The sequence below is a fragment of the Fulvivirga lutimaris genome (assembly GCF_009711525.1).
In the GTDB taxonomy this organism is placed as follows: domain Bacteria; phylum Bacteroidota; class Bacteroidia; order Cytophagales; family Cyclobacteriaceae; genus Fulvivirga; species Fulvivirga lutimaris.
In genome coordinates, this window is the sequence record NZ_SMLV01000429.1 from 34,257 (window position 1) to 56,811 (window position 22,555).

The window sequence follows — 22,555 nt, forward strand, 5'->3', positions numbered from 1 at the left end:
AGATGTAAAATGCTAACCCAAAACGTGTGGGCAAGCCGCACCAAAGCATTTAAGGACTTCGCACGGTGAAGTCCAAATGCGCTATTGCAGCATGTTATCTGCTTTTTATTGAATCCTGATAAAAGAGCGAGGCTGATACCATACGGGAGAATAGATAACCAATGAATCTTGAAATACTTTTCCTGTCAGATTTACACTTTGTTCTCCGAAATTCCAAGGGTCTGATTTTAAACTAGTCGAATCTTCGAGTTGTTCATGGCTGGATACTTCAAGGTCAATTGGACGATTATAAAGTTTATTTCCGAAGAAGTTGATTGTAAAGCTGATGCTATCTTGAGAGAGGAATAATTTGTTGATTTCACACATAGTGAATGCAGGAAGATATCCTTCTCTAGCTTCATCAAATTCATCTGTAGTTCCATAGAATCTGCTATTTGTATAGTTGTTAGATGAATCTAAGATGATGTATGAATCCTCTACAAAATCTTTATTGTCACGTGGATAGTCATAATAAAATGTACCCGTAGTGGACCCAGTAATTGAGTCAATTGGCTCTTTTGCAGTTACCACATTAGATTCAATCTCTATTGACTTATCTTGAAATAAATCTCTTTCCGCAGTTTTATCTTCTGACTTAGAAGATTGTCCGCACGAAAAGACTAGAAAAGAAATAACAAAAATTATCGGTGATTTCATTGAGCTAATATTGCAGATAACAACCGGATATCAACACCTTTACGATTGTAAACGCTTGTAAATGTTTGTACTCGGTTGATTGAGGTCTAAAATAGCAATAATTCAGCATTAATTTGAATTAAGTAAATTCTGTTTCGTGGAGGCTGGCAGTTTTTACAGGGCTTTGTAATTTTGCCCTGATGGACCTCGGAAAATTCAAAACGGAGAGTACTGCTAAAGCTAATGAGAATAAAAGGTATCTCCAGTCGCTAAAAAAGAAGGATGCCAGAAAGCTGGATGATGCCTTTCACAGCAAACATGAGGAAGTATTTGATGAGATAGACTGCCTCACCTGTGCCAATTGTTGCAAAACTACCAGCCCTATATTCAAAGACCGTGATATAGACAGACTGGCGGCTCATTTAAAAATGAAGCCCGGTGATTTTATACAGCAATACCTACATCTGGATAGTGAAAATGATTATGTATTGAATGAGGCTCCTTGTCCTTTTCTTATGGATGACAATACCTGTTCTGTATATGAGCATAGGCCCAGGGCGTGCAGGGAGTACCCACACACCGATAGAAAGAAGATGGCAGGTATATTGAATCTTACCTATAAAAATACGCTCGTGTGTCCTGCGGTGCTTGAAATAGTGGAGCGGATGAAGAATGGGTTTTGAACAAACTTTTGCCGGCATCTTCAATTTGGATGTGATGACTTTCAATGAGACCGTGGAACAGGTCCGGGGAGGAAATTGCATAAACAAAAGTCAGAGACCCCGGAATAAATCCGGGGAGGGGTAATGTGTAGAAGCGGTGTGTTCTTGCCAGACATGTTCCGGCATCTCTTGAATCGGACTAATAGTAATTCATAAAAAGGAGGCCTCTGAACAGGTCAAGGGAGGGGTTTGTCAAGTGTTAGTCGTTAAAAACATACTCAAAACCATAAACATTAATAGAGTTGCCGTCAAAGTCGAGGTATTCAGCTCTTTTAAAGCCCATCTTGAGATACATCTCCCAGGCTACAGCCATGGCCTTTGTAGAATGTATAATGAGCTTCTCCTGACCAGTGTTCTTCGCCAGTTCTATACAATACATGCTCAGCGCTTTTCCTATTCCTAATCCTCTTGTCTCAGGGTCAACCGCCAGGAATCTGAAACCAGCGGCATTTTTAACACTGCTAGCCACACCTTTGGAGCCATAGTACTGCATATCATCAAAATAGACCACTACACCCAGGATGTTATTGTTATCATCCACAGCTGCAAACAGGTGAATGGCTGGATTAGTGGTCATCTGTCCAACATTCCGGAGTTGTTCATAATAAGTGGGGAGTTCTTCTTCTTTTGGAAAGTCAGGCAACTGCGAATAAACTGTACTCACCAGCTGACCTATCTCTTCAAACTCCGAAGGATGCGCTTCTCTGATTTTAAACTTATTGGTCATTATATCCCTTCTTTAAGTTCCATGTAAATGTTTGATCGCTCGTAAGGTGAGGGGGTAGGATTCACCGCTTCTATAAACCCAAGCTTTCTATACAGACTTAACGCGGGCACCAGCTTTCTGTTAGACTCCAGAAAGATTTTTTCAGCGCCTCTTTCTTTTCCTATTTCAATAATTCTTTGCCCTAGCTTCTTGCCAATCTGGTATCCCTGAGCTTTTTCTGTAACGGCCATTTTTGTGAGTTCATAAGTCTTGCCCTCTTTAAGTTTGAGTGCGCAGGTGCCTACAACTTCACCGTCAAGAATGGCAAAAATAATAACACCACCAGGTTTAATAATGTGGTCAATTGGGTTGCCTAAAACTTGTTCATCAATAGGCTCAACATTAAAATATTTCTCAAGCCATTCTACATTTAAAGACTTGAAATAGTGAGCAAGATCTGGTAGAAAATTAACGATATCTACAGTCTTATTTTGTCGCTGTTTTGTTGTTTCCATTACTCTTTGATAGAAGGGTTTTTCTTTAAAAGTATTTTCTAATTGTATGATGTTTGTGAACAGATTATTGTTGGTTTCCCGAAACATATTTTCCATCGCTCCTTCTATATCTTTCCAAAGTGGCTCTAGTTTTTTCTGAACTTCTTCACCTCTTGGCGATAGTCCGATGGCCCTCTTTCTGGCATCATCTGGGTTCACCACATTCACTACCAGTTCTTTCTTTTCCAGTGCTTTTACTAGCTGTATAGCGTAAGGGTGGGAGATGTCTAGTTTGGCTGATATCTCCATTATTCCCAGAGGTGCACAGGTTGACAATAGCCTAAAAATAGGAAACCACTTTGGGTCAAAATCGATACCTGCTTGCTCATACACTTTTGTACCATCAGACATAATCTGGTCACTTAATCTTCTTAACCTACTGCCCAGTGCCAGCAAGCCTAATTCATCCATGTATTCCATATAGGTATCAAATTACGTAATAAATTACGTAAAAGTTGTAATAATGTTGTTATTAAATATTTACTTGATTGAAAATCAATGGATTAATTGGTTTGTAAAAAGTAACACTTCAATTAGGATTGGCAATCTGATAATTTGAGTAAATTAATTTATATATAATTATGCTAATTCAAGATGCCTGAAATTATTGAACATAATCATCGCTAATCTGTTCTCTTATTGCTATTTTAATACTATATTCATTAGACAGATGTTCCATGTTTTGCTGAGCTATTGACAAAAATTAGAACTTATACAGCCGTTGCATTTTTGCTCTATTTCTATTCAGCAACCACAGCTTATTCTCAATTATTTCTTAACCCAAATAAGATTCCTGACCAGTACAATTATGAGCATTGGTCGAGTGATGATGGGCTTCCTGATAATGCGGTGATCAACCTTCTTCAATCGAGAGATGGTTACATTTGGTTTGCTTCCTATGGTGGGGTGACCCGCTTCAATGGTGTTGAGTTTTATAGCTATAGTTCTTACATGCATCCTCAAATTGTCAATAACTCTTTCACCTTTATTTATGAAGATTTGGCTGGTGCCATTTGGGCTGCCACAAGTGGTAACGGTATCGTATCCATCAAGAATGAAACTGTAAAAGTTTACTCAGTTGAGCATGGCTTACCAAGCAACTTTGCAGAGAGTTTTGCTCAAGGATCTGATAGCATTTTATATGTAGCAACCAGCGAAGGATTGGTCTATAAAAGAGATTCGATTTTCACCAATGATGGTCTGCCAAGCGTGCTTAAAAACAAGTACCTGGTTAGCCTTACTGTTGATGCTAAAAATCACCTATGGGTGCTGACCAATGAAGATGGTGTTTATGAATTATACCAGAATACAATACTCAATCACTTCACCACTACGGATGGGCTTTTGAGTAACACAAATAATTATGTAAAATTTCAAAAAGGCAAGATTTATATAGGTGGGACTGAAGGTTTGAATATCATTGATGATGGTAATATTTCATCTATATCTCAAAAAGATGGCTTGAGAGGAAAGGTAGTTAATACATCGCAAATGAGTGATAATGGCTGGTTGTGGATTGGAAGCTACAATGGCTTTTGCCGTATGAAAAATGATAAGGTTGAATACTTTTCTGACCAGCACCCTATTTCAGGTAGAGACATAACTTCATTGCTTGAAGATAGTGAAGGGAATATTTGGGCATCAACTTATAGAGGTGGCCTGTATAAATTTTGGGAAGGGAAGTTTACCAATTATTGTGATTACTCTATTGGGCCTACTGAGCCTTATACTGTTCACACCATTATTCAGAAAACCAGCGATGATTACATTTTGGTTTATGAAGAGGGAGTAAGTGAAGTGAATACAGAGACTAATAAGCTTAAACACTTTGATGATGGATTAAAGGAAGTTTCAAGTAAACTAAAAACAGGAATGTTGAGTGATGATGGAACTTTGTACGTGGGTTCGCAACGCGGATTAATTGTACATAAAGACCAAAGCTATAAATTGTTGACTACTGGGCAGGGGTTGGTTGATAATAATGTTAGGGTGCTTTTCGAAGATTCTCAACAAAGAGTTTGGGCAGGAACAGTTAACGGTATCACGATATTTGATTTTAAGAATGACACTCACTCTAATCTGACCCATGAAGAGGGGTTGAGTCATGGGTATATCATGAGCATTAGTGAAGACGAAAAGGGAAATTTTTGGATAGGTACAAGAAGCGGCCTTAATTACTATGATCATGGAAAATTCACCAAATACAGCTATGAAGATGGCCTTGTTGGAGACTTTGTATTTAAAACATACACAGACAAGGATAACACATTATGGATTTTAGGAAATGCGGGGATTACCAGATTTAAGAATGGTGAATTTAAAACTGTTACCACCAAGAATGGTCTTAATAGTAATACCGTTTTTCAAATACTGGAAGATGATGATGGCTACTTCTGGTTTACAACCAATCAGAAGAATGTTAGCGTTTTTAAAGTGCTCAAATCAGAGCTAGATGATTTTTGTGATGGTAAAATTGAAGCTGTAAATTCTATCGCTTATGATCGCAGCGATGGTATAAAAGCTACTGCTGCCACGTCTTCAGCTACCAGCATTAGGGATAAAGAGGGTAAGATGTGGTTTGCTACACAGTTTGGAGTGGAGGTAATCGATCCTAATCAGATAAAAGTTAATGAAATAAGACCTCCTGTGGTGGTTGAATTCTTTAAGGTGAATGATGAACTCTATAATATGGATGAGGACATTGTTGTGCCGGCCGGTAAAAACAGAATAGGTATTAGTTTCGCTAGTTTGAGCTATCGCTACCCGTCAAAAAATCAATACAAATATCAGTTGATTGGCTATGATGATGAATGGATAGTTTCTAAAGGTGAGCGTGAGACCAGTTATACTAATCTGCCACCAGGAGATTATGTGTTTAAAGTCATAGCTGCCAATAACGATAAGGTTTGGAATGAGCAAGGTGCCATTGTGAGTTTTAGTATAAAACCTGCTTTTTATCAAACCACCTGGTTTTTGGTATTAGGCATTGCCCTGGTATTCGGAATTGTAGCCCTAATATATAATCTCAGAGTATCTTCATTAAAAAGAACTAGGGCAAGATTAGAAAAACTAGTGGCTGAGCGTACTATAGAAATACTGCAGAAGAAAGAAGAAATTGAGGCTCAGAATGAGGAGATAGATGCGCAGAGGTCACAAATAGAAAAACAGCATGATGAACTTAAAAAGGTGAATACGAAGCTCGAGGAAATTGTGGAGCAGCGTACCCATGAGCTTAAAGAAACCTATGATGAACTCTTAGATGTTAATAAGGAGCTAGATACTTTTATTTACCGCTCAGTGCATGATATCAGAGGACCTATAGCAAGACTGCAGGGGCTGAGTCACCTCATTAAAATGCAGACCAATGATAGTAATGTACTTAACCTAGTCGGTTTGCTAAATGGTACAGCCGAGGAAATGAATGATATTTTCTACAGGCTTATAAATGTGGTAAGACTCAAAACATCTGATTTGATTTATACAAATGTGAACATTGAGATTGCTATTAATAATGCGCTTCATAAATTCAAAACATCGCCTCTTAAAGATTTATATAACGTATCAGTTAAGCTGCCTGAAGGACTGAGTGTTGTTAGTAGTCAGGATACTTTGGAGATTATTCTTTATCAGCTTTTTGATAATGCCATTAAATTCAGACAGCCTGATAAAAAAGCAGATATTTTTGTAGAGGGGTATAATGAAGAAGATGGAACCTTGATTATCAATGTTACTGATAAGGGAATAGGAATTAAAGAAGATCAGACGCAACGAATATTTGATATGTTCTTTGTGGGTAATGACAATATCAGCAGTGCAGGTTTAGGCTTATATACTGTAAGGACAGCTACTAAAGTATTGAAGAGTAGCATTGAACTGACTGAGAACGCTTTGACGGACGGTCAGACTACTTTTAAACTTACTCTTTTCAATCATTCTAAATACTGAGTCTATAAGGAAAAGGAGTGGAAATCATCCTTTTTAAGGACTTAGGATTTGCCCAAATATTGGTTATATTTAAAAATCTACAAATTGGCTTTTGGTTATGAATAAATACGATCTTGTTGTTATTGGTGCTGGACCTTCAGGTTATGCTGCAGCAATGCGCGCAGTGGATTTCAAAAAGAAAGTGTTATTAGTTGAGCGAAATGAAATAGGGGGAGCTGGATTGACTAATGGTGCCTTATCTTCTAAAACATGGTGGGAAATCTCGCGTGAAACGCATTCATTCAATAAACGACTCAAAAGCTTTAATCTTGAAACCCCTGAAGTAAATTTTAAGGAAATACAAGCGGAAGTAAACGGAGCTGTAGCAGATAAGAAACAATTGCTCATGGAGCATATGCATCTTTTACAATCTTCTCAGTTTGCAGGTTTGCTTGAATATAAAATAGGAAACGCCAAACTGCTAAATGAACATGAGATTGAAATAGAAGGGGCGGATGGAATAGACAAAGTTTATGCAGATTATGTGATTTTGGCAACGGGTAGTCGCCCCAGAAAACTTCCTGAAATACCAATAGATGAAAAAATAATTTTGACTAGTGAGGGGATTGAGAAAATAGATGATTTCCCTGAAAGCATGGTCATCCTTGGTGCAGGAGTGATTGGCTGCGAATATGCCACTATATTTTCTGGCTTCGGAAAAACTAAAGTTCACTTAATCGATAAGGGAGATAGAATACTCCCTTTTGAAGATGAAGATGTGGTTAAGGTTATTGAGCACAACATGGAGAATAAGGGTGTGTTGATCCATAGAAACTCTCAGCTTATTAAAATGGAAATTCTTAATGGTAGAGTTCAGTATGAACTGGAATATGACGATGGGAGAAAGGAGGTTTTTAATGTAGAGAAAGCTTTAGTTTCAGTAGGACGAATTCCAAACTATGAAAACCTTTGGCCAGAAGCAGTGCCTATTACTTTGAATAAAAGAGGAATAGAAGATAATGAAACTCAAACCAGCGTTTCTAACATATTTGCGGTAGGGGACATCACGGCAGACATAGCGTTGGTTAATGTTGGTGAGCTTGAAGGGCGCCATGCTGTAGAGAAGATATTTGGAAAGCCCATGCGCAAGCTAGTGTATGAGAATATTTCTACTATTATGTTTCTGCACCCAGAAGTGGCTGGAGTTGGACTTAATGAAAATCAAGCCAAAGAAAAAGGGATACCTTATAAGGTCGTGACTCTTGATTACTCTTGTATCTCAAGAGCAATTGCTAAAAGAAATACACAAGGGTTCATTAAACTACTGGTGACCAATGATGATGATATGAAAATATTAGGAATGCGTGTCATTGGCAATCATGCATCAAGTGCTATTCAGGCTGTTGCATTGCTCATTAGTATGGATAAAGGCATTGAAGAGCTCGCAGAGTGTGTACATCCGCATCCATCAATAATAGAAGGTATACAAGAATGTGTAAGAATGTTAATGGGCAAGTCTCTATTGAAGCCAAGCGCATTAACAGGCAAGCTGTCATGCAGGACTTGCTGTGAAGGAGTTTATGAAAATATCATATTCTAGCGAATACTTTCTATTTCTTCTCGGGTGACTTTTAAGTCATTCTCCACTTTTAAGAGTGTGGGTCTATTAGTGTAAAACTGAATCAATATGATTAGCACAAGTAACAGTATTGTGTTGTTACCAGTAATATAAGCACTTGCAGCAGCAAAAAGCCCTGCGGCCTCAAATGGGGCCATTCTTACAATTAGAGCTGTCATTAAAACCGAAAGTTTCTGATCCAATGTTTTTCCCTCAGTGTTCTGTAGCGCTTTTGTATACAATGGCCTCGCCATTAGAATTGCCATAAGCATAAGCCCAAATGGGAGATAAAGCCAGATGTTAGGTTCTGTGCTAGCCATATTTCCAGCCTTGAAGTTAGAGTAATAGACAAATCCAGAAAAAACAATCATGGGCACTAGCATGGCCATGTATATCAGTTGAATGGTCTTATACTTTTGTTTGGCTGAGGAGTTTTCCATAGTTAGGCAATGTTTGTGTAAGCTGCCTGCACATCGTCATCATCCTCTATTTTATCGATCATCTTTTCAATCTCTTCAAGCTGCTCTTCAGTAAATTCTACTGGAGTGGTTGCATACCTTTTTAAAGTGGATTTATTAGGCTCTATACCTTTTTCTTCCAATGCAGTAGACAGATTACCGAAGTTAGTATAATCTCCATATACGTAAACTGTTTCCCCTTCAACTTCAATCTCTTCTACTCCAGCATCGATCAATTCTAGCTCAAGTTCTTCGAGGTCAATGCCTTCAGGTTTATCAAATTCAAATACAGCTTTTCTTGAAAACATGAATTCCAATGAGCCCGTAGGTACCAATCCGCCACCAGCTTTACTAAAGTAAGACTTTACATTAGCCACAGTCCTGTTTGGGTTATCAGTTGCGCATTCAACAAAAACTAAAACTCCATGCGGACCTTTGCCTTCGTAGTTGATTTCCAGATAGGCTGCAGCATCCTTACCCTCTGCTCTTTTAATTGCAGCTTCAATATTATCTTTAGGCATGTTCTCAGCCTTGGCATTCTGAATGGCAGTTCTGAGCTTGGCGTTCATGTCTGGATCACTTCCACCTTCTTTGGCCGCAACAGTTACCGCTTTTGCCAATTTTGGAAATATCTTAGACATCTTGTCCCAACGCTTTTCTTTTGCTGCTCTTCTATATTCAAATGCTCTTCCCATAATCAAAAATTAATGTGTGACAAAAATATATAAATCCACTCATTTATGTAAGTCTATTGTGGAGGATAAAGTTATTTCTGTTTTTTACTTCTATTTGAGGAACTTAACAATTTCTTAACAGGGCAATATTTTCTATATTCGCCTACAAACTGGGTTTATGAGAGTATTCAAGAGCATTGCGCTCATTATTAATTACAAAACTTTTATCATTACTTTTTTGGCAGTTGCTGGTACCTGGCTATGCGATTATTACAATATAGAAGCTGAATTTCCATTAACTCTTGTGGCCATTGCCATAGTTTTTCCAGTCGTATTTTCTATAGATAGTGCCTATAAAAGGAGGGAGCGTGCTCTTGGTTTATTAGGTGATTTCAAGTCACAGGCCATGTCAATCTACCATGCGGTGAAAGATTGGACACCCAACGATGATGCTTATAAGACAGATGTTAAGGCTCATTTACTTGATGTGTATAGCTCATTAAGGGAGTTTTTTGTAGCTGAACATGATAAGGAAAATAGTGCTGAGAAGAACATATACATTAAGATGTCTGAATTGTCAGCATTACTCCAGAAACTCCGAGAGTATAATCTGCAGGCGGGTGAAATGTCAAGGATTAATCAGTATTCAAGTAAAATTTTAACTTCTGTTGAGAACCTTAAGGTTTTTTGGCATTACAGAACACCAATCACGCTGCGTGCTTATAGTAAAGTTTTCATTTACACTTTCCCACTTATTTATGCGCCATATTTTGTTTCTGTAGCAGAGAAATATTCTCATGGCCTTGAATATGTGATGCCCGTAATTTTTAGTTTTATACTAGTAAGTCTTGATAACATACAAGGGCACCTTGAAAATCCATTCGATCAGATCGGTGAAGATGATATCAAGTTTGATGTTGAGGAGTTTGGAGATTTATTGGATCTCTAATTACTCATAAAATACGGCTATATCTTCCAAAGGCTTACGCTCTAGCTTAGGTACATACGTTTCCTCAACCGGGTAGCCGACCGGTATTAATAAATAAGGCCTTTCATTTTCTGGGCGCTCTAAAAGTTTAGTAAGAAAGTTCATGGGACTTGGGGTGTGTGTTAGTGCTACTAAACCTGCATCGTGGATGGCGGTAAGTAGAAAGCCAGCGGCTAAACCAACAGACTCATTGACATAGTAGTTATTCTTTTTCTTACCTTCTTCATCAAAGTCATAGGCTTTTTTGAAAACTATAATAAGGTAAGGAGCAATTTCTAAGAATGGTTTGTGCCAGTCAGTGCCAAGAGGCTCTAAGTCTTTAAGCCAGTCTTCGCTCATACGTCCATTGTAGCTTTCAAACTCTTCCTTTTCAGCCGCTTCTCTGATCTTTTGTTTTAGCTCAGGATTGCTCACCACACAGAATGTCCATGGTTGTTTGTGCGCACCAGAAGGGGCAGTAGAAGCAGACTTTAAGATGTTGTCAATGACTTCCTTTGGTATCGGTTTGTCAGAGAATTCTCTTACCGTTCTTCTCTTGTCAACCCATTCCAGAAAACGTTTGCTTCTAGCTATACACTCATTTTCATCATAAGTTTCTTTGCTATAAGCTTCATACTCAAAGCCATCTATTATCTTAGTTTTTGCCATGTCACAATAATACAGACTTCTTTAAAAAGTAAGTTGTAAAGGAGTTGACAATTTAGCTTTATTCATCGAACTACTAATTGTTATTTAAATAACAGAAGTCCGCTGAATTCTAAATATTTTAAGTGGCATTACATGAATCAGGTTCTGTTTTAGAAGGTCATTCCGTAATGCAATGAAGGAATCTTTACCATAAAGAATTGATCTGGTTTTAGTTAATTGCAAAGATGCCTACGGCATGTCTTATGTTTTCAAGAACTCAAAATCATTTCTTTTCGCGCTCCCTCAAAACATCAATCACATCATTCAATTCAAATCCTTTAGCGGCAAGCAGAACCAAATAATGATACATCAGGTCGGCACCTTCATTAAGAAAGAGATCATCATTGTCATCCTTAGCCTCAATCACCAATTCTACAGCTTCTTCACCTACTTTTTGAGCCACTTTATTGATTCCTTTTTGAAGAAGGCTATTAGTATATGATGCATCCGATGGATTGTTTTTTCTGTCCTGAATGGTTTTTTCAAGAAAACCCAGATCGGTGGATATGTTTTTAAATTCCCCAAAGCAGGTATCAGTTCCTTTGTGGCAGGCAGGACCCACGGGAACAGCTTTAATGAGTATAGCGTCTGCATCGCAATCAACGTCAACAGATACAGCATTTAAGAAATTACCTGAGGTTTCACCTTTTTTCCATAGCCTGCTTTTTGATCGACTAAAGAAGGTGACCACTTCCTCTTTTAAGGTAAGTTGAAAGGCCTCTTCATTCATATAGCCTAGCATCAGCACATTTTTTGAATAATAGTCCTGTATAATAGCAGGTAGTAGTCCTTTAGAAAAATCTGGCGTTTTGTTTATTTTAATCATCGGATAGGGATGTTTTGTTCTTTTAAATATGACTTTAGTGTTGGGATAGGTATTTCACCGAAATGAAAGATACTGGCAGCTAAAGCAGCATCAGCCTTGCCTTCATTAAACGCTTCGGTAAAATGCTCCATAGTACCCGCACCACCAGATGCGATTATAGGTATACTTACTACTTCAGAGAGCTGACGAAGGGCTTCTATGGCAAAACCCTGCTTAGTACCATCATTATTCATGCTGGTAAATAGTATTTCTCCGGCACCTCGCCTTTCAATTTCTATAGCCCAATCAAATAGCTTTTTGTCTGTTGGTTTTCGACCACCATGTGTATGAACAATCCATTCGTCATCGATCAAATTAGCATCAATAGCCACTACTATACATTGGCTGCCATAAGCTGTCACCAGTTCATTGATGAGTTCAGGGTTCTTAACTGCTGAAGAATTGACAGATATTTTATCAGCACCAGAAGTTAGCAGCGGACCAACATCTTCAACCGAAGATATACCTCCACCAACAGTGAAGGGGATATCAATATTCCTGGCAATGTCTTTGACTAGTTCAATGAACGTCTTACGACCTTCATTGGTGGCAGTAATGTCTAAGAATACCAACTCATCGGCACCTTGCTCAGCATATTGCTTACCTAGCTCAACAGGATCACCAGCATCTCTGATATTTACGAAGTTAACGCCTTTTACGGTACGACCATCCTTTATATCCAGGCAGGGTATTATTCTTTTTTTAAGCATTGTTGAAATCTGTTAACTCCTTCAAACTAATCTTATTTTCATAGATGGCTTTGCCTATAATGGCTCCAAACTGGCCTGCGGCTTTCAATTTTTTCAAATCCTCTATTGAACTCACCCCGCCACTGGCTATCAACTTAAGCTCAGGAAACGTTGACAGCAGCTCTTTATATAAACTCAGGTTAGGTCCTTGTAACATTCCATCTGTGGCTATATCAGTACAAATCACACTTTTGATTCCTTGTTTAAGGTAAGTAGCAATATGATCATCTAGTTGTATGGTGGAAGTCTCAATCCAGCCTCCGGTGGCGATCATCTTGTCTTTCACATCGGCACCCAGTATTAATTTATCTGCTCCATATTTAGCTATCCAGTCTAATACCTGCTGTGGGTTTTTTACAGCAATACTGCCACAGGTAATTTGCGATGCACCTGCATTAAAAGCAATTTCAATATCTTCATTCGTTTTAATACCACCTCCAAAATCAATGATCAGATCAGTGTTATTGGCAATGCTTTCCAGTACTTTCCAATTGGTTATTTGACCTTTTTTAGCACCATCCAGATCTACCAAATGCAGGTATTTAATGCCAGAGTCTTCAAATCTTTTGGCAACTTCTGTAGGGTCTTTTTCATAGACTTTTTTTGTGTCATAACTTCCCTGGGAGAGCCTGACGCACTGCCCATCAATAATATCAATTGCCGGTATAAGTCTCATAATTCGATAAAGTTTTTGAGAATTTGAGCGCCTTGAGCTCCGGATTTCTCTGGGTGAAACTGGACTGCATAGAAATTATCTTTCTTAATGGCCGCTGAAAAGTTATTTATGTAGTCTGTTTTAGCTATTGTATATTCTGAAACAGGCACATAGTAGCTATGTACAAAATACATGTGGTCATCAGGAAGTGTCCTAAATAATTCATTGTCAGCTTCAACAAGATTATTCCAGCCCATGTGTGGTATTTTGTAATCCTCAGATTTGAACTTAACTACAGGCGCATCAAATATTCCCAGGCAATCGGTGTCATTTTCTTCTGAGTGATTACACATTAACTGCATGCCAAGGCAGATGCCCAATACTGGTTGTTTGAGGTCTGGTATTAGTTCGTTCAAGTGTAGCTCCTTGAGGTGTTTCATCGTTGTGCTTGCTTCACCTACACCTGGAAAAATTACCTTGTCAGCTGACTTTAATTCCTCGAAATCTTCAGTCAATATTGGCTCAATGCCCAACCTGTTTAATGCAAATATCACCGACTGCGTATTGCCTGCGTTATATTTTATGATTGCTATTTTCATTAAATAATACCCTTAGTAGTTGGTAACTGATCATTTCCGTCTTCTCTTTTTATGGCCATCCTTATAGCTCTGGCAAATGCTTTGAAAATTGCCTCTATCTTATGGTGCTCATTGTTTCCCTCAACCTTAATATTCAGGTTGCTTTTTGATGCATCAGAAAAGGATTTGAAAAAGTGAAAGAACATTTCTGTTGGCATACTTCCGATCATTTCTCTTTTAAATTCTGCATCCCAGACTATCCAGTTACGACCTCCAAAATCAATAACTACCTGTGCCAGACTGTCATCCATAGGAATGGTGAAGCCATATCTTGAAATCCCTCTTTTATCTCCTAGTGCTTTATAAAATGCTTCACCTAGTGCAATGGCAGTATCCTCTATGGTGTGGTGCTCGTCAACTTCCAAATCACCCTTTACTTTTATATCAAGATCAACCATTCCATGTTTAGATAGCTGGTCTAGCATATGATCAAAGAAGGCCAAACCTGTGTCGATGGAAGATTGACCTTTCCCATCAAGGTTGATGGCTATGTTAATATCTGTCTCCTTTGTAGTTCTCACAACAGAGGCTTTTCTTTCAGTTAATAGTGCATAGATATCTGACCAATCTTCAGTTACTAAAGCTGTGTGCTCATCTAAATCATTTAGCTCTTTATTTCCACTGTCAAGCAAAATGCCTTTTGCTCCAAGATTCTTGGCCAATTGTACATCTGAAAGTCGGTCGCCAATAACAAAGGAATTTTCCAAGTCATAGCCATTGAGGTACTTAGTTAGCATACCAGTACCTGGTTTCCTGTTAGGAGATTTATCTGCTTCAAATGATTTGTCAATAAAGATTTCATCAAAAGAGATGCCTTCGTTTTTTAATATTGAAAGCATTTTATTGTGTGCTGGCCAAAAGGTATCTTCTGGAAATGAATCTGTTCCCAGACCATCCTGATTAGTAACCATTACAATCTCAAAGCTCTTTAATTCGATAATTTTACTGAGCCAATTAATAACGCCAGGGTAGAAGTCAAGCTTCTCAAGGCTATCAATTTGCTCATCTTCTGGTTCTAAGATGATGGTGCCATCTCTATCAATAAATAATACCTTTTTCATATTTTACTAAGTACATCAATTAACAATTCATTTTCGTTAGGTGTGCCAACGGTTATTCTTAAGCAGTTCTCGCAATTCAGAGCTTTTGATCTGTCTCTAACAATTAAACCAGCCTCAATTAAGGTCTTAAAAACGAGACTATGATTATTAAATCTTACTAAAATAAAGTTGGTGAAAGTAGGGTAGATGTGCTCTACCATTGAGAACTTACTCAGCGCGTCAATTAATCTTGCTCTTTCATGAACTAACACTTGTAGGTTCGATTTTACTTTCTCTTTATTATTCTCGATCAGCTCTAATGCTTTGTTTTGAGTGAGTATGCTCATGTTGTAAGGAGCTTTAACTTTATTAAAGAGCTGTATAATTTTTGAGTTGGAAAACGCCATGCCTAATCGCATGCCTGCCATACCCCACGCTTTAGAAAAAGTCTGTAATACGATCAGGTTGGGGTAGTCATTTAACCATTGAATGCTTGATTCCCTATTTGTGAAATCTATGTATGCTTCGTCTAATACTACAATGCCCTTGAAATTCTCAATTACATTTTTGATCTCTCCTTCATTAAGTAAATTGGCCGTGGGGTTATTGGGGTTGCATAAGAAAATCAACTTGGTGTTTTCGTTAATCACTGAAAGCACTTTGTCACTATCTAGTTCAAAGGCTTTAGTCAATGGCACCTTTTGAACTTCAATGTCCTGAATAGCGGCAGAAACCTCATACATGCCATATGTTGGATCAGTAATAATGATATTGTCTGAGCCGGGCTCGCAGAAGATTCTAAAAATCAAATCGATGGCCTCATCACTACCATTTCCAAGAAATATATTTTCAACCTTGGTGCCTTTTAATGCTGCAATGGCTTTTTTCAATTGTCGCTGATATGGATCAGGGTATCTGTTCCAATCAGAGGCAAATGGATTCTCATTGGCATCAAGCAAAACAACTTGATTGTTCACTTCAAATTCATCACGAGCCGATGAATAAGCCTTCATGGCCAATATATTGGGCCTAACTAACTTTTCAAGATTCATTGTTGCAGTTCATTTAACCTTATACTAACGGCATTTTTGTGTGCCACCAATTGCTCCGCCTCAGCCATTATCTCTACAGTTGGGCCCAGATTTAATAAGCCACTGCCGGTAATCTTTTGAAAGGTGATTTCCTTAACAAATGAATCTAAAGACACACCACTATAGGCACTTGCTGCTCCATTGGTTGGCAAGGTATGGTTAGTGCCGGAGGCATAGTCTCCTGCTGATTCAGGTGTGTATTCACCAATGAAGACCGAACCCGCTTGTGTTATTTTTTCAGCAACAGCTTCAGCACCTGAACAGTTAATAATTAAATGCTCAGGAGCATAGCTATTTGATACCTTGATAGCTTCGTCAATATCATTAACCAATACCGCTTTGCTTTGTGAAAGGCATTCTTTGGCTATTTCTTTTCTTGGTAATTCTGCCACTTGTTTTTCTATGGCTTCAAATACATTTTGAATCAATTCCTTACTGTTGGTGATTAAAACGACCTGGCTATCAGCACCATGTTCAGCTTGCGATAGTAAGTCAGCCGCTATAAATGCAGGGTTTGCAGTCTCATCAGCTATTATGGCTACCTCAGATGGGCCAGCAGGCATATCGATGGCCACACCTTCAAGGTTGATCATTTGTTTGGCCTTAGTTACATATTGGTTCCCTGGTCCAAAGATTTTATTCACCTTAGGGATGGTTTCTGTTCCATAAGCCATTGCTGCGATAGCTTGAGCGCCACCAACAGTATAAATATCTGTAACACCTACCAGACTGGCAGTATAAATAATTGCAGGATCAATTTTCCCTGATTTATCAGGAGGAGTGCAAAGCACAACCTGTTTGCAGCCTGCTATTTTCGCAGGAATTCCCAGCATTAATACTGTAGAGAATAAAGGAGCAGAGCCTCCAGGGATGTAAAGACCAACTTTTTCTATGGCCACTGACTTTCTCCAGCAACTTACTCCAGTAGTCGTTTCAATTACTGCTGTACTGCGTTTTTGAGCGGAATGAAATTTTTCAATATTTTCCTTTGCTACACCTATTGCTCTTTTTAGTTCTGGACTAATTTGCTGTTCAGCATTTTGGATTTCTATGTCAGACAATTTTAATGAGGAAAGTTTCACCTTATCAAATTGCTCCGTTAAACTTAGTAAAGCTTCATCTCCTGATGTTTTTACACGCTGGAGAATATTTTTGATTGTGCTTTCAAGAAAGTCCGTTGTCAGCTCAGGCCTTTTGAGTTCTTTAGAAATGTCTTTGCTGAAGATATTTTCAATTACTTGCATAGTAGTGATGTTAAAGGATCATTTTTTCAATAGGTATAACCAATATTCCCTGAGCACCCAGAGCTTTAAGCTCATCAATTTTGCCCCAGAAGTCATTTTCATTTACAACAGAATGTAGTGATGACCAGCCTTCTTCTTTTAGTGGAGTTACCGTTGGACTTTTCATTCCCGGTAAGACTTCAGTAATAGCTTCAATGGCATTATTTGGAGCATTCAAAACCAAATATTTGTTTGATTTAGCAGCATTTACTGAGTTAATCCTAAATACTAAACGGTCGAGAATAGCTTTACTTTCGGCATCCAAATTATTGTTAGCCACAAGAATAGCCTCAGACTTCATAATGGTTTCTACCTCTTTTAGGCCATTGGTCAATAGCGTGCTTCCAGTACTTACAATGTCACAAATAGCTTCTGCCAGACCTATACCTGGTGCTATTTCTACTGAGCCACTGATCTCATGGATTTCTGCATTTACATTATTCTCATTCAGAAACTGCTGCACGATAACGGGGTAGGAGGTAGCGATCTTCTTTCCATTTAATGTGCCGGCATCTTTATATTCTGCCGATTTAGGAACAGCTATTGATAACCTGCATTTTGCAAATCCTAACTTCAGGATTATTTCACCCTGTTTTTCCTTTTCGATAAAGACGTTTTCTCCAATGATGCCTATATCAGCAACATTATCCTCAATGTATTGAGGTATATCGTCATCACGTAGAAATAATATCTCTGCCGGAAAGTTGTCAACTTCAGCCTTTAATCTGCTTGATCCGTTGGCGAAACTTAGCCCACATTCCTTCAACATCTTGATGGATTGCTCCTGCAGTCGCCCGGATTTTTGAATTGCTATTTTTAATTTTTTGCTCATTTTTTAAAAAAGGTTTTAAACGAAAAAAGGCTTGTCGCATGACAAGCCTTTTTGTTTATAAATAGTATTTTGATTCTAATTAAAACATATAACTTCCATGCATCAGGTGGTTAACATGATGATGGTGATGATGGTTATATGTTGTGCTGAATAATTTCATTCGAGGGCAAAGTATGAGATAAATTAATTAGTATCCAAAATTTATTTATTAAGAATTTACAATTACATGCCAAGCGACTGGTTTTCTATACTCGCCAACTCCACAATTTTCTCGTACTCGTCTGGATTAAGATCGTTGAAGAAATAATGTACAGGGTTGATTTTTGACCCATTTTTGATTACTTCATAGTGCAAGTGAGAGGCTGTAGATGTACCTGTGTTCCCGACATATCCAATGACTTGGCCTCGCTTCACTTTTTCACCTTCTTTTACTGCAAACTCGTGCATGTGAGCATATCTAGTCTTGAAACCAAAACCATGATCTATGATTAGAGTTTTGCCATAACCACTAAAAGATACGTTTACATCTTCAATGGTTCCATCAGCTGTAGCATATATTGGAGTTCCTATAGGAGCTGAGAAGTCTATGCCAGTGTGTAGTTTTTTTACTTTGTATACTGGGTGTACTCTGTAGCCAAAACCTGAGGCTAATCTTATCAGCTCTTCATTAGATACGGGTTGAATAGCAGGGATTGCTGCAAAGAGTTTTTCCTTGTTTTCTGCCAATTCAACAATTTCGTCATATGACTTACTTTGAATATAGATTTGTCTTTTTAGCTTGTCTACATTCTCAGAAATCTTTAAAATTTCATCTCTAAACTCTGTTGATGACGACCTGATATCAGCATATCGCTCAGCACCACCCACTCCTGCATTCCTGATTTCTGTATCAATAGGCTCGGCACCAAGCACAATTCTATAGATATTATCATCTCTGTTTTCAAGAGCACTAATGATCTCATCCATTTTGGCAACATCATCGCTTAAGCTATTGTAATAATGTTGAAGATCGGCTACCTCATTTTTAAGTTTCAGCTCTTTTGGTGACTCAAAGTAGTTATTGTAAAGCATCAAAAGGCCTACAGCACAACCTATAATAAGCGAAGCAAGACCTAGGAAGTTGAGAACAACATCCTGAGTTTTAACCTTGACGCGCTCGTATTTACAGGTTTCTGTATCGTAATAATATTTTATTCTTGCCATCTATTAGCTATTCTTAGGTCTAAACGCTTTAATGACCTTTTCGTTGCATTCCAGATATGGCCCACCTATTAAATCTATACAATAGGGGATAGCCGGAAATACTGCATCTAAACATTCACGTATTGCTTTTGGTTTCCCAGGTAAGTTAACAATAAGTGTCTTATTTCTTATGCCCGCAGTTTGTCTTGATAGAATGGCCGTAGGCACAAACTTCAAACTTTCCTGCCGCATAAGTTCTCCAAAGCCAGGCATCATCTTGTTACAAACTGCCTCTGTAGCTTCAGGGGTAACATCTCTGGGCGCAGGACCAGTGCCACCGCAGGTTACAATTAAACTGCAGCCTTTTGTATCTGCCATCTCAATCATAGCAGCTTCCAATTGATCCTGTTCATCAGGAAGTACCATATATTCGGTTTCCCATTCAGAAACAAGGTAGTCATTTAAAGTGTCAACTATAGCCTTGCCAGGAATATCTTCATAAATACCTTTGCTAGCCCTGTCAGAGACATTGATAACACCAATTTTAGCTACTGCCATTAATTTTTATAGATTAATTTCTCTGAACGGCCTTTTTTAAAGACTTGTCGCCCTAAATTCTTTCCTCGTCTGATTTCTGCTTGCTCCTCTTCTGGCAGGTGTATGATCTCCTGACATTCGCTTGAGCAGCACCCTTCATACTTTGCTGCACATTTCTCGCATTGGATAAACAGGAGGTGACACCCATCATTTTTACAGTTAGTATGAGAATCTGATTTATCACCGCATTGATGACACACACTGATAACGTCATCAGAAATACGTTCACCTAGCCTTTCGTCAAAAACGAAATTCTTTCCTTTAAATTTGTTTTCAAGCCCCTTGGAATTCACCTGTCGGGCATATTCTATTATGCCGCCCTCAAGTTGAAAGACATTCTGAAAACCTTTATGCTTGTAATATGCACTGGCTTTTTCACATCTAATTCCGCCTGTGCAGTACATTACAATGTTCTTATCTTTTTTATCTTCAAGGATATTCTCAACCACTGGTAAAGCTTCTCTGAAAGTATCAACATCAGGACAAATAGCCTTTTCAAAATGGCCTACTTCACTTTCATAGTGGTTTCTCATATCCACAATGATAGTATTAGGATCACTGGCCAGTTTGTTAAACTCCTCAGCCTTAAGGTGAGTACCTCTATCAGTTACGTCAAATGTAGAATCATTGAGACCATCAGCCACAATTTTTGAACGCACCTGAATTTTAAGCTTAAAGAATGACTTGCCGTTGTCATCAATTGCAATGTTTAACCTTTCACCGCTTAGCTCAGGGCTATTGTCCACATATGCTTCAAAAGCATCAAAATTGTCATTAGGGACACTTATTTGCGCATTAATTCCTTCTTCTGCTGCATAGATTCGACCAAAAACGCCTAGCTTGAAAAAGTCGGCATAAAGTTGATCTCGGTATTCTGCTGGATTTTCGAGGCGCACATATTTGTAAAATGAAAGTGTTACCCTCTTTTCAGTACTGTTTTGGAGCTTCTCCTTAAGTACATCTTTGTTAACTCGGTTGTGTAATATCATTTTGCATGAATGATTTATAAAACATGCAAAACTACTAAAATTTAGGTTTTAACTCACCCCTGAGCAGCTGGTTATACTCTGCACATGTAAGATATCCGTGTTCATCGCTGTATGGGCAGGTTTTATAAACATCGCCAAAGGCACCTTTTTGGATGATAACTCCAGTGCCTGAGCATACCGGGCAAGATACTCTACCAGACGGGCCACAGTCTATTTCGTAGTTGGATGTAAGTATTGATTGAGCTTCTTTGCGGTCATCTTCTCTTACTAGCATAAAGGCCTGTTCTGATTTTTCAAGTAATTCGGTGCACTCGTCATAAAATCTGCCAGCAGTACCTTTTAGCTGAATATATTTATTTAACCAGTCAATGCTTTGTTTGTACTTACCCATATAGAATGAGTTTTTGCCAAAATAAAAGGTCAAGTCTGAGGGTACAACTTTGGCTTTTGCCAATACATCTTTGAATTTATTATTAGCATCTTCATAATTGCCTTCATTCATAAGATCCACTCCCTGATCCATGGTTCGCATAATTTCAGCATTTTTGGCTTGAACCTGATCCATCTCAAGCTGCCTCACTTTCTCTTCCTGAGTCTGAGCGTGCACCGTTATAACCATTACCAATAATGAAAGGGTAAGTATTATTTTGTTCATTGAATAAAGTCCTTCTTATCTAAGTTCAACCATTCTAGTGTTGAATTACAAAATATGTCTTCAATAATATCTTTTGATAACGGCATTTCTTCAATAAACTTGCCAATTTCTAAATCCCCTAAAGGGAAAGGATAATCAGAGCCGAGAGTCACTTTTTTAGAGCCCTGAACATCTAAAACATAGTTTAGCATTTTTGGGTCATGCGTAATACAATCCACCCAGAATTTAGAAAGATATTCTCTTGGGTTGATAGGGTTATCAATTGCTACCAGATCGGGTCTGCAATTGAAGCCATGCTCTATACGACCGATTGTTGGCAGAAAGGAACCACCAGCATGAACGAAGTTCACCCTTAAATTTGGGAGCCTTTCAAATATGCCTGAGAAGATCATCGAGCACATTGCCCTGGAGGTTTCTGCAGGCATGCCTACCAGCCATGGCAGCCAGTATTTAGTCATGTTTTTAAAGCCCATCATGTTCCATGGATGAACCATTACAGCCATGCCTAAAGCTTCACAAGCTTCAAAAATAGGGTAGAACTGATCCTCGCTTAAATTTTCGTCATTTATGTTGGAGCCGATCTGGATGCCCACTAACCCGATTTCTTTGCACCTCTCAAGCTCTTCAATTGCCAAATCAGCATCCTGCATTGGTATGGTGCCTAGTCCGATGTAATTCTTAGGGTACTTGGCAACAAGATTAGCAATATCGTCATTTAGAAACTTGCTAAGCTCGAGGCAGTCATCGGCATTGGCCCAGTACGAGAACATAACAGGTATGGTACAAACCACTTGAACCTGAGTATTGAATTTTTTGTATTCTTCAATTCTAATCTCTGGATCCCAACAGTTGGCTTCTATTTCTCTAAAAAATTGATTTCCTTTCATCATTTTGGCAAAACCTGGTTTGTGGTGTTGCAAGTAGATGAAATCCCCATACCCAAATTTATCCGTCCAGTTAGGCATGTGCTCTG

23 protein-coding genes are annotated in these 22,555 nt (G+C 38.4%); 4 read left to right on the forward strand and 19 right to left on the reverse strand.

Annotated features, from left to right (window positions below; translation table 11 throughout):
• Nucleotides 1-105: 105 nt before the first annotated feature.
• Entirely contained in the window at nt 106-696 is a 591-nt protein-coding gene (locus tag E1140_RS18790; RefSeq protein WP_155187744.1) for a hypothetical protein, read from the reverse strand.
• Between the two features lie 179 nt (nt 697-875).
• On the opposite strand from E1140_RS18790, the gene E1140_RS18795 reads away from it, so the two are divergent.
• A complete protein-coding gene (locus tag E1140_RS18795; protein WP_155187746.1) occupies nt 876-1,358 on the forward strand; it encodes a YkgJ family cysteine cluster protein in 483 nt (160 codons plus the stop codon).
• Nucleotides 1,359-1,596: 238 nt separating this feature from the next.
• Here the strand turns inward: E1140_RS18795 and E1140_RS18800 are convergent, their stop codons facing one another.
• Nucleotides 1,597-2,124: a GNAT family N-acetyltransferase gene (locus tag E1140_RS18800; protein ID WP_155187748.1), complete on the reverse strand. Its 528-nt coding sequence runs from the start codon at nt 2,122-2,124 to the stop codon at nt 1,597-1,599.
• Nucleotides 2,124-3,077, reverse strand: coding sequence for a bifunctional helix-turn-helix transcriptional regulator/GNAT family N-acetyltransferase (locus tag E1140_RS21865; RefSeq protein ID WP_155187750.1), 954 nt, complete (start codon nt 3,075-3,077; stop codon nt 2,124-2,126). Before E1140_RS21865 ends, E1140_RS18800 begins: the two co-directional genes overlap by 1 nt.
• Nucleotides 3,078-3,350: 273 nt before the next feature.
• On the opposite strand from E1140_RS21865, the gene E1140_RS18810 reads away from it, so the two are divergent.
• Both E1140_RS18810 and E1140_RS18815 read left to right on the forward strand, forming a co-directional pair.
• Nucleotides 3,351-6,602 (forward strand): sensor histidine kinase, encoded by a 3,252-nt coding sequence (locus E1140_RS18810; RefSeq protein ID WP_155187752.1) that lies wholly within the window; start codon nt 3,351-3,353, stop codon nt 6,600-6,602.
• Between the two features lie 97 nt (nt 6,603-6,699).
• A complete protein-coding gene (locus tag E1140_RS18815) occupies nt 6,700-8,181 on the forward strand; it encodes a dihydrolipoyl dehydrogenase family protein (protein ID WP_155187754.1) in 1,482 nt (493 codons plus the stop codon).
• Here the strand turns inward: E1140_RS18815 and E1140_RS18820 are convergent.
• Nucleotides 8,178-8,639, reverse strand: coding sequence for a hypothetical protein (locus E1140_RS18820; protein WP_155187756.1), 462 nt, complete (start codon nt 8,637-8,639; stop codon nt 8,178-8,180). The genes E1140_RS18815 and E1140_RS18820 overlap by 4 nt on opposite strands.
• A 2-nt stretch (nt 8,640-8,641) precedes the next feature.
• A complete protein-coding gene (locus E1140_RS18825) occupies nt 8,642-9,352 on the reverse strand; it encodes a YebC/PmpR family DNA-binding transcriptional regulator (RefSeq protein WP_155187758.1) in 711 nt (236 codons plus the stop codon).
• A 157-nt stretch (nt 9,353-9,509) separates the two neighbouring features.
• Here E1140_RS18825 and E1140_RS18830 point away from each other — a divergent pair, with 157 nt between their 5' ends.
• Nucleotides 9,510-10,280, forward strand: coding sequence for a bestrophin family ion channel (locus E1140_RS18830; RefSeq protein ID WP_155187760.1), 771 nt, complete (start codon nt 9,510-9,512; stop codon nt 10,278-10,280).
• Here the strand turns inward: E1140_RS18830 and E1140_RS18835 are convergent, their stop codons facing one another.
• The 14 genes from E1140_RS18835 to E1140_RS18900 all read right to left on the reverse strand — a co-directional run.
• The gene (locus tag E1140_RS18835) at nt 10,281-10,967 is read right to left on the reverse strand and encodes a nitroreductase family protein (RefSeq protein WP_155187762.1); all 687 of its coding nucleotides are present in this window, start codon (nt 10,965-10,967) and stop codon (nt 10,281-10,283) included.
• A 262-nt stretch (nt 10,968-11,229) separates the two neighbouring features.
• Nucleotides 11,230-11,832 carry a bifunctional phosphoribosyl-AMP cyclohydrolase/phosphoribosyl-ATP diphosphatase HisIE gene (gene hisIE / locus E1140_RS18840; protein WP_155187764.1) on the reverse strand — a complete coding sequence of 201 codons (603 nt, stop codon included), beginning with the start codon at nt 11,830-11,832 and terminating at the stop codon, nt 11,230-11,232.
• Nucleotides 11,829-12,581, reverse strand: coding sequence for an imidazole glycerol phosphate synthase subunit HisF (gene hisF, locus E1140_RS18845; RefSeq protein WP_155187766.1), 753 nt, complete (start codon nt 12,579-12,581; stop codon nt 11,829-11,831). Before hisF ends, hisIE begins: the two co-directional genes overlap by 4 nt.
• The gene (hisA, locus tag E1140_RS18850) at nt 12,574-13,296 is read right to left on the reverse strand and encodes a 1-(5-phosphoribosyl)-5-[(5-phosphoribosylamino)methylideneamino]imidazole-4-carboxamide isomerase (RefSeq protein ID WP_155187768.1); all 723 of its coding nucleotides are present in this window, start codon (nt 13,294-13,296) and stop codon (nt 12,574-12,576) included. The genes hisF and hisA overlap by 8 nt, the downstream gene beginning before the upstream one ends.
• On the reverse strand, nt 13,293-13,874 hold the full coding sequence (gene hisH, locus E1140_RS18855; RefSeq protein WP_155187771.1) for an imidazole glycerol phosphate synthase subunit HisH: 582 nt from the start codon (nt 13,872-13,874) through the stop codon (nt 13,293-13,295). Before hisH ends, hisA begins: the two co-directional genes overlap by 4 nt.
• Nucleotides 13,874-14,974, reverse strand: coding sequence for a bifunctional histidinol-phosphatase/imidazoleglycerol-phosphate dehydratase HisB (hisB, locus tag E1140_RS18860; RefSeq protein WP_155187773.1), 1,101 nt, complete (start codon nt 14,972-14,974; stop codon nt 13,874-13,876). Before hisB ends, hisH begins: the two co-directional genes overlap by 1 nt.
• Entirely contained in the window at nt 14,971-16,005 is a 1,035-nt protein-coding gene (gene hisC, locus E1140_RS18865; RefSeq protein ID WP_155187775.1) for a histidinol-phosphate transaminase, read from the reverse strand. The genes hisB and hisC overlap by 4 nt, the downstream gene beginning before the upstream one ends.
• The gene (gene hisD / locus E1140_RS18870; RefSeq protein ID WP_155187777.1) at nt 16,002-17,288 is read right to left on the reverse strand and encodes a histidinol dehydrogenase; all 1,287 of its coding nucleotides are present in this window, start codon (nt 17,286-17,288) and stop codon (nt 16,002-16,004) included. Before hisD ends, hisC begins: the two co-directional genes overlap by 4 nt.
• 10 nt (nt 17,289-17,298) lie before the next feature.
• Nucleotides 17,299-18,159, reverse strand: coding sequence for an ATP phosphoribosyltransferase (gene hisG, locus E1140_RS18875; protein ID WP_155187780.1), 861 nt, complete (start codon nt 18,157-18,159; stop codon nt 17,299-17,301).
• Nucleotides 18,160-18,381: 222 nt separating this feature from the next.
• Nucleotides 18,382-19,362: a M23 family metallopeptidase gene (locus E1140_RS18880; protein ID WP_155187783.1), complete on the reverse strand. Its 981-nt coding sequence runs from the start codon at nt 19,360-19,362 to the stop codon at nt 18,382-18,384.
• Nucleotides 19,363-19,365: 3 nt separating this feature from the next.
• The gene (gene mog / locus E1140_RS18885) at nt 19,366-19,899 is read right to left on the reverse strand and encodes a molybdopterin adenylyltransferase (RefSeq protein ID WP_155187786.1); all 534 of its coding nucleotides are present in this window, start codon (nt 19,897-19,899) and stop codon (nt 19,366-19,368) included.
• Nucleotides 19,899-20,927 (reverse strand): oxygen-dependent tRNA uridine(34) hydroxylase TrhO, encoded by a 1,029-nt coding sequence (gene trhO / locus E1140_RS18890; protein WP_155187789.1) that lies wholly within the window; start codon nt 20,925-20,927, stop codon nt 19,899-19,901. The genes mog and trhO overlap by 1 nt, the downstream gene beginning before the upstream one ends.
• Before the next feature lie 34 nt (nt 20,928-20,961).
• Nucleotides 20,962-21,582, reverse strand: coding sequence for a tetratricopeptide repeat protein (locus tag E1140_RS18895; RefSeq protein ID WP_155187792.1), 621 nt, complete (start codon nt 21,580-21,582; stop codon nt 20,962-20,964).
• The coding region (locus tag E1140_RS18900; protein ID WP_155187795.1) for an amidohydrolase family protein at nt 21,579-22,555 on the reverse strand (977 nt) is incomplete at its 5' end. The genes E1140_RS18895 and E1140_RS18900, both read right to left, overlap by 4 nt.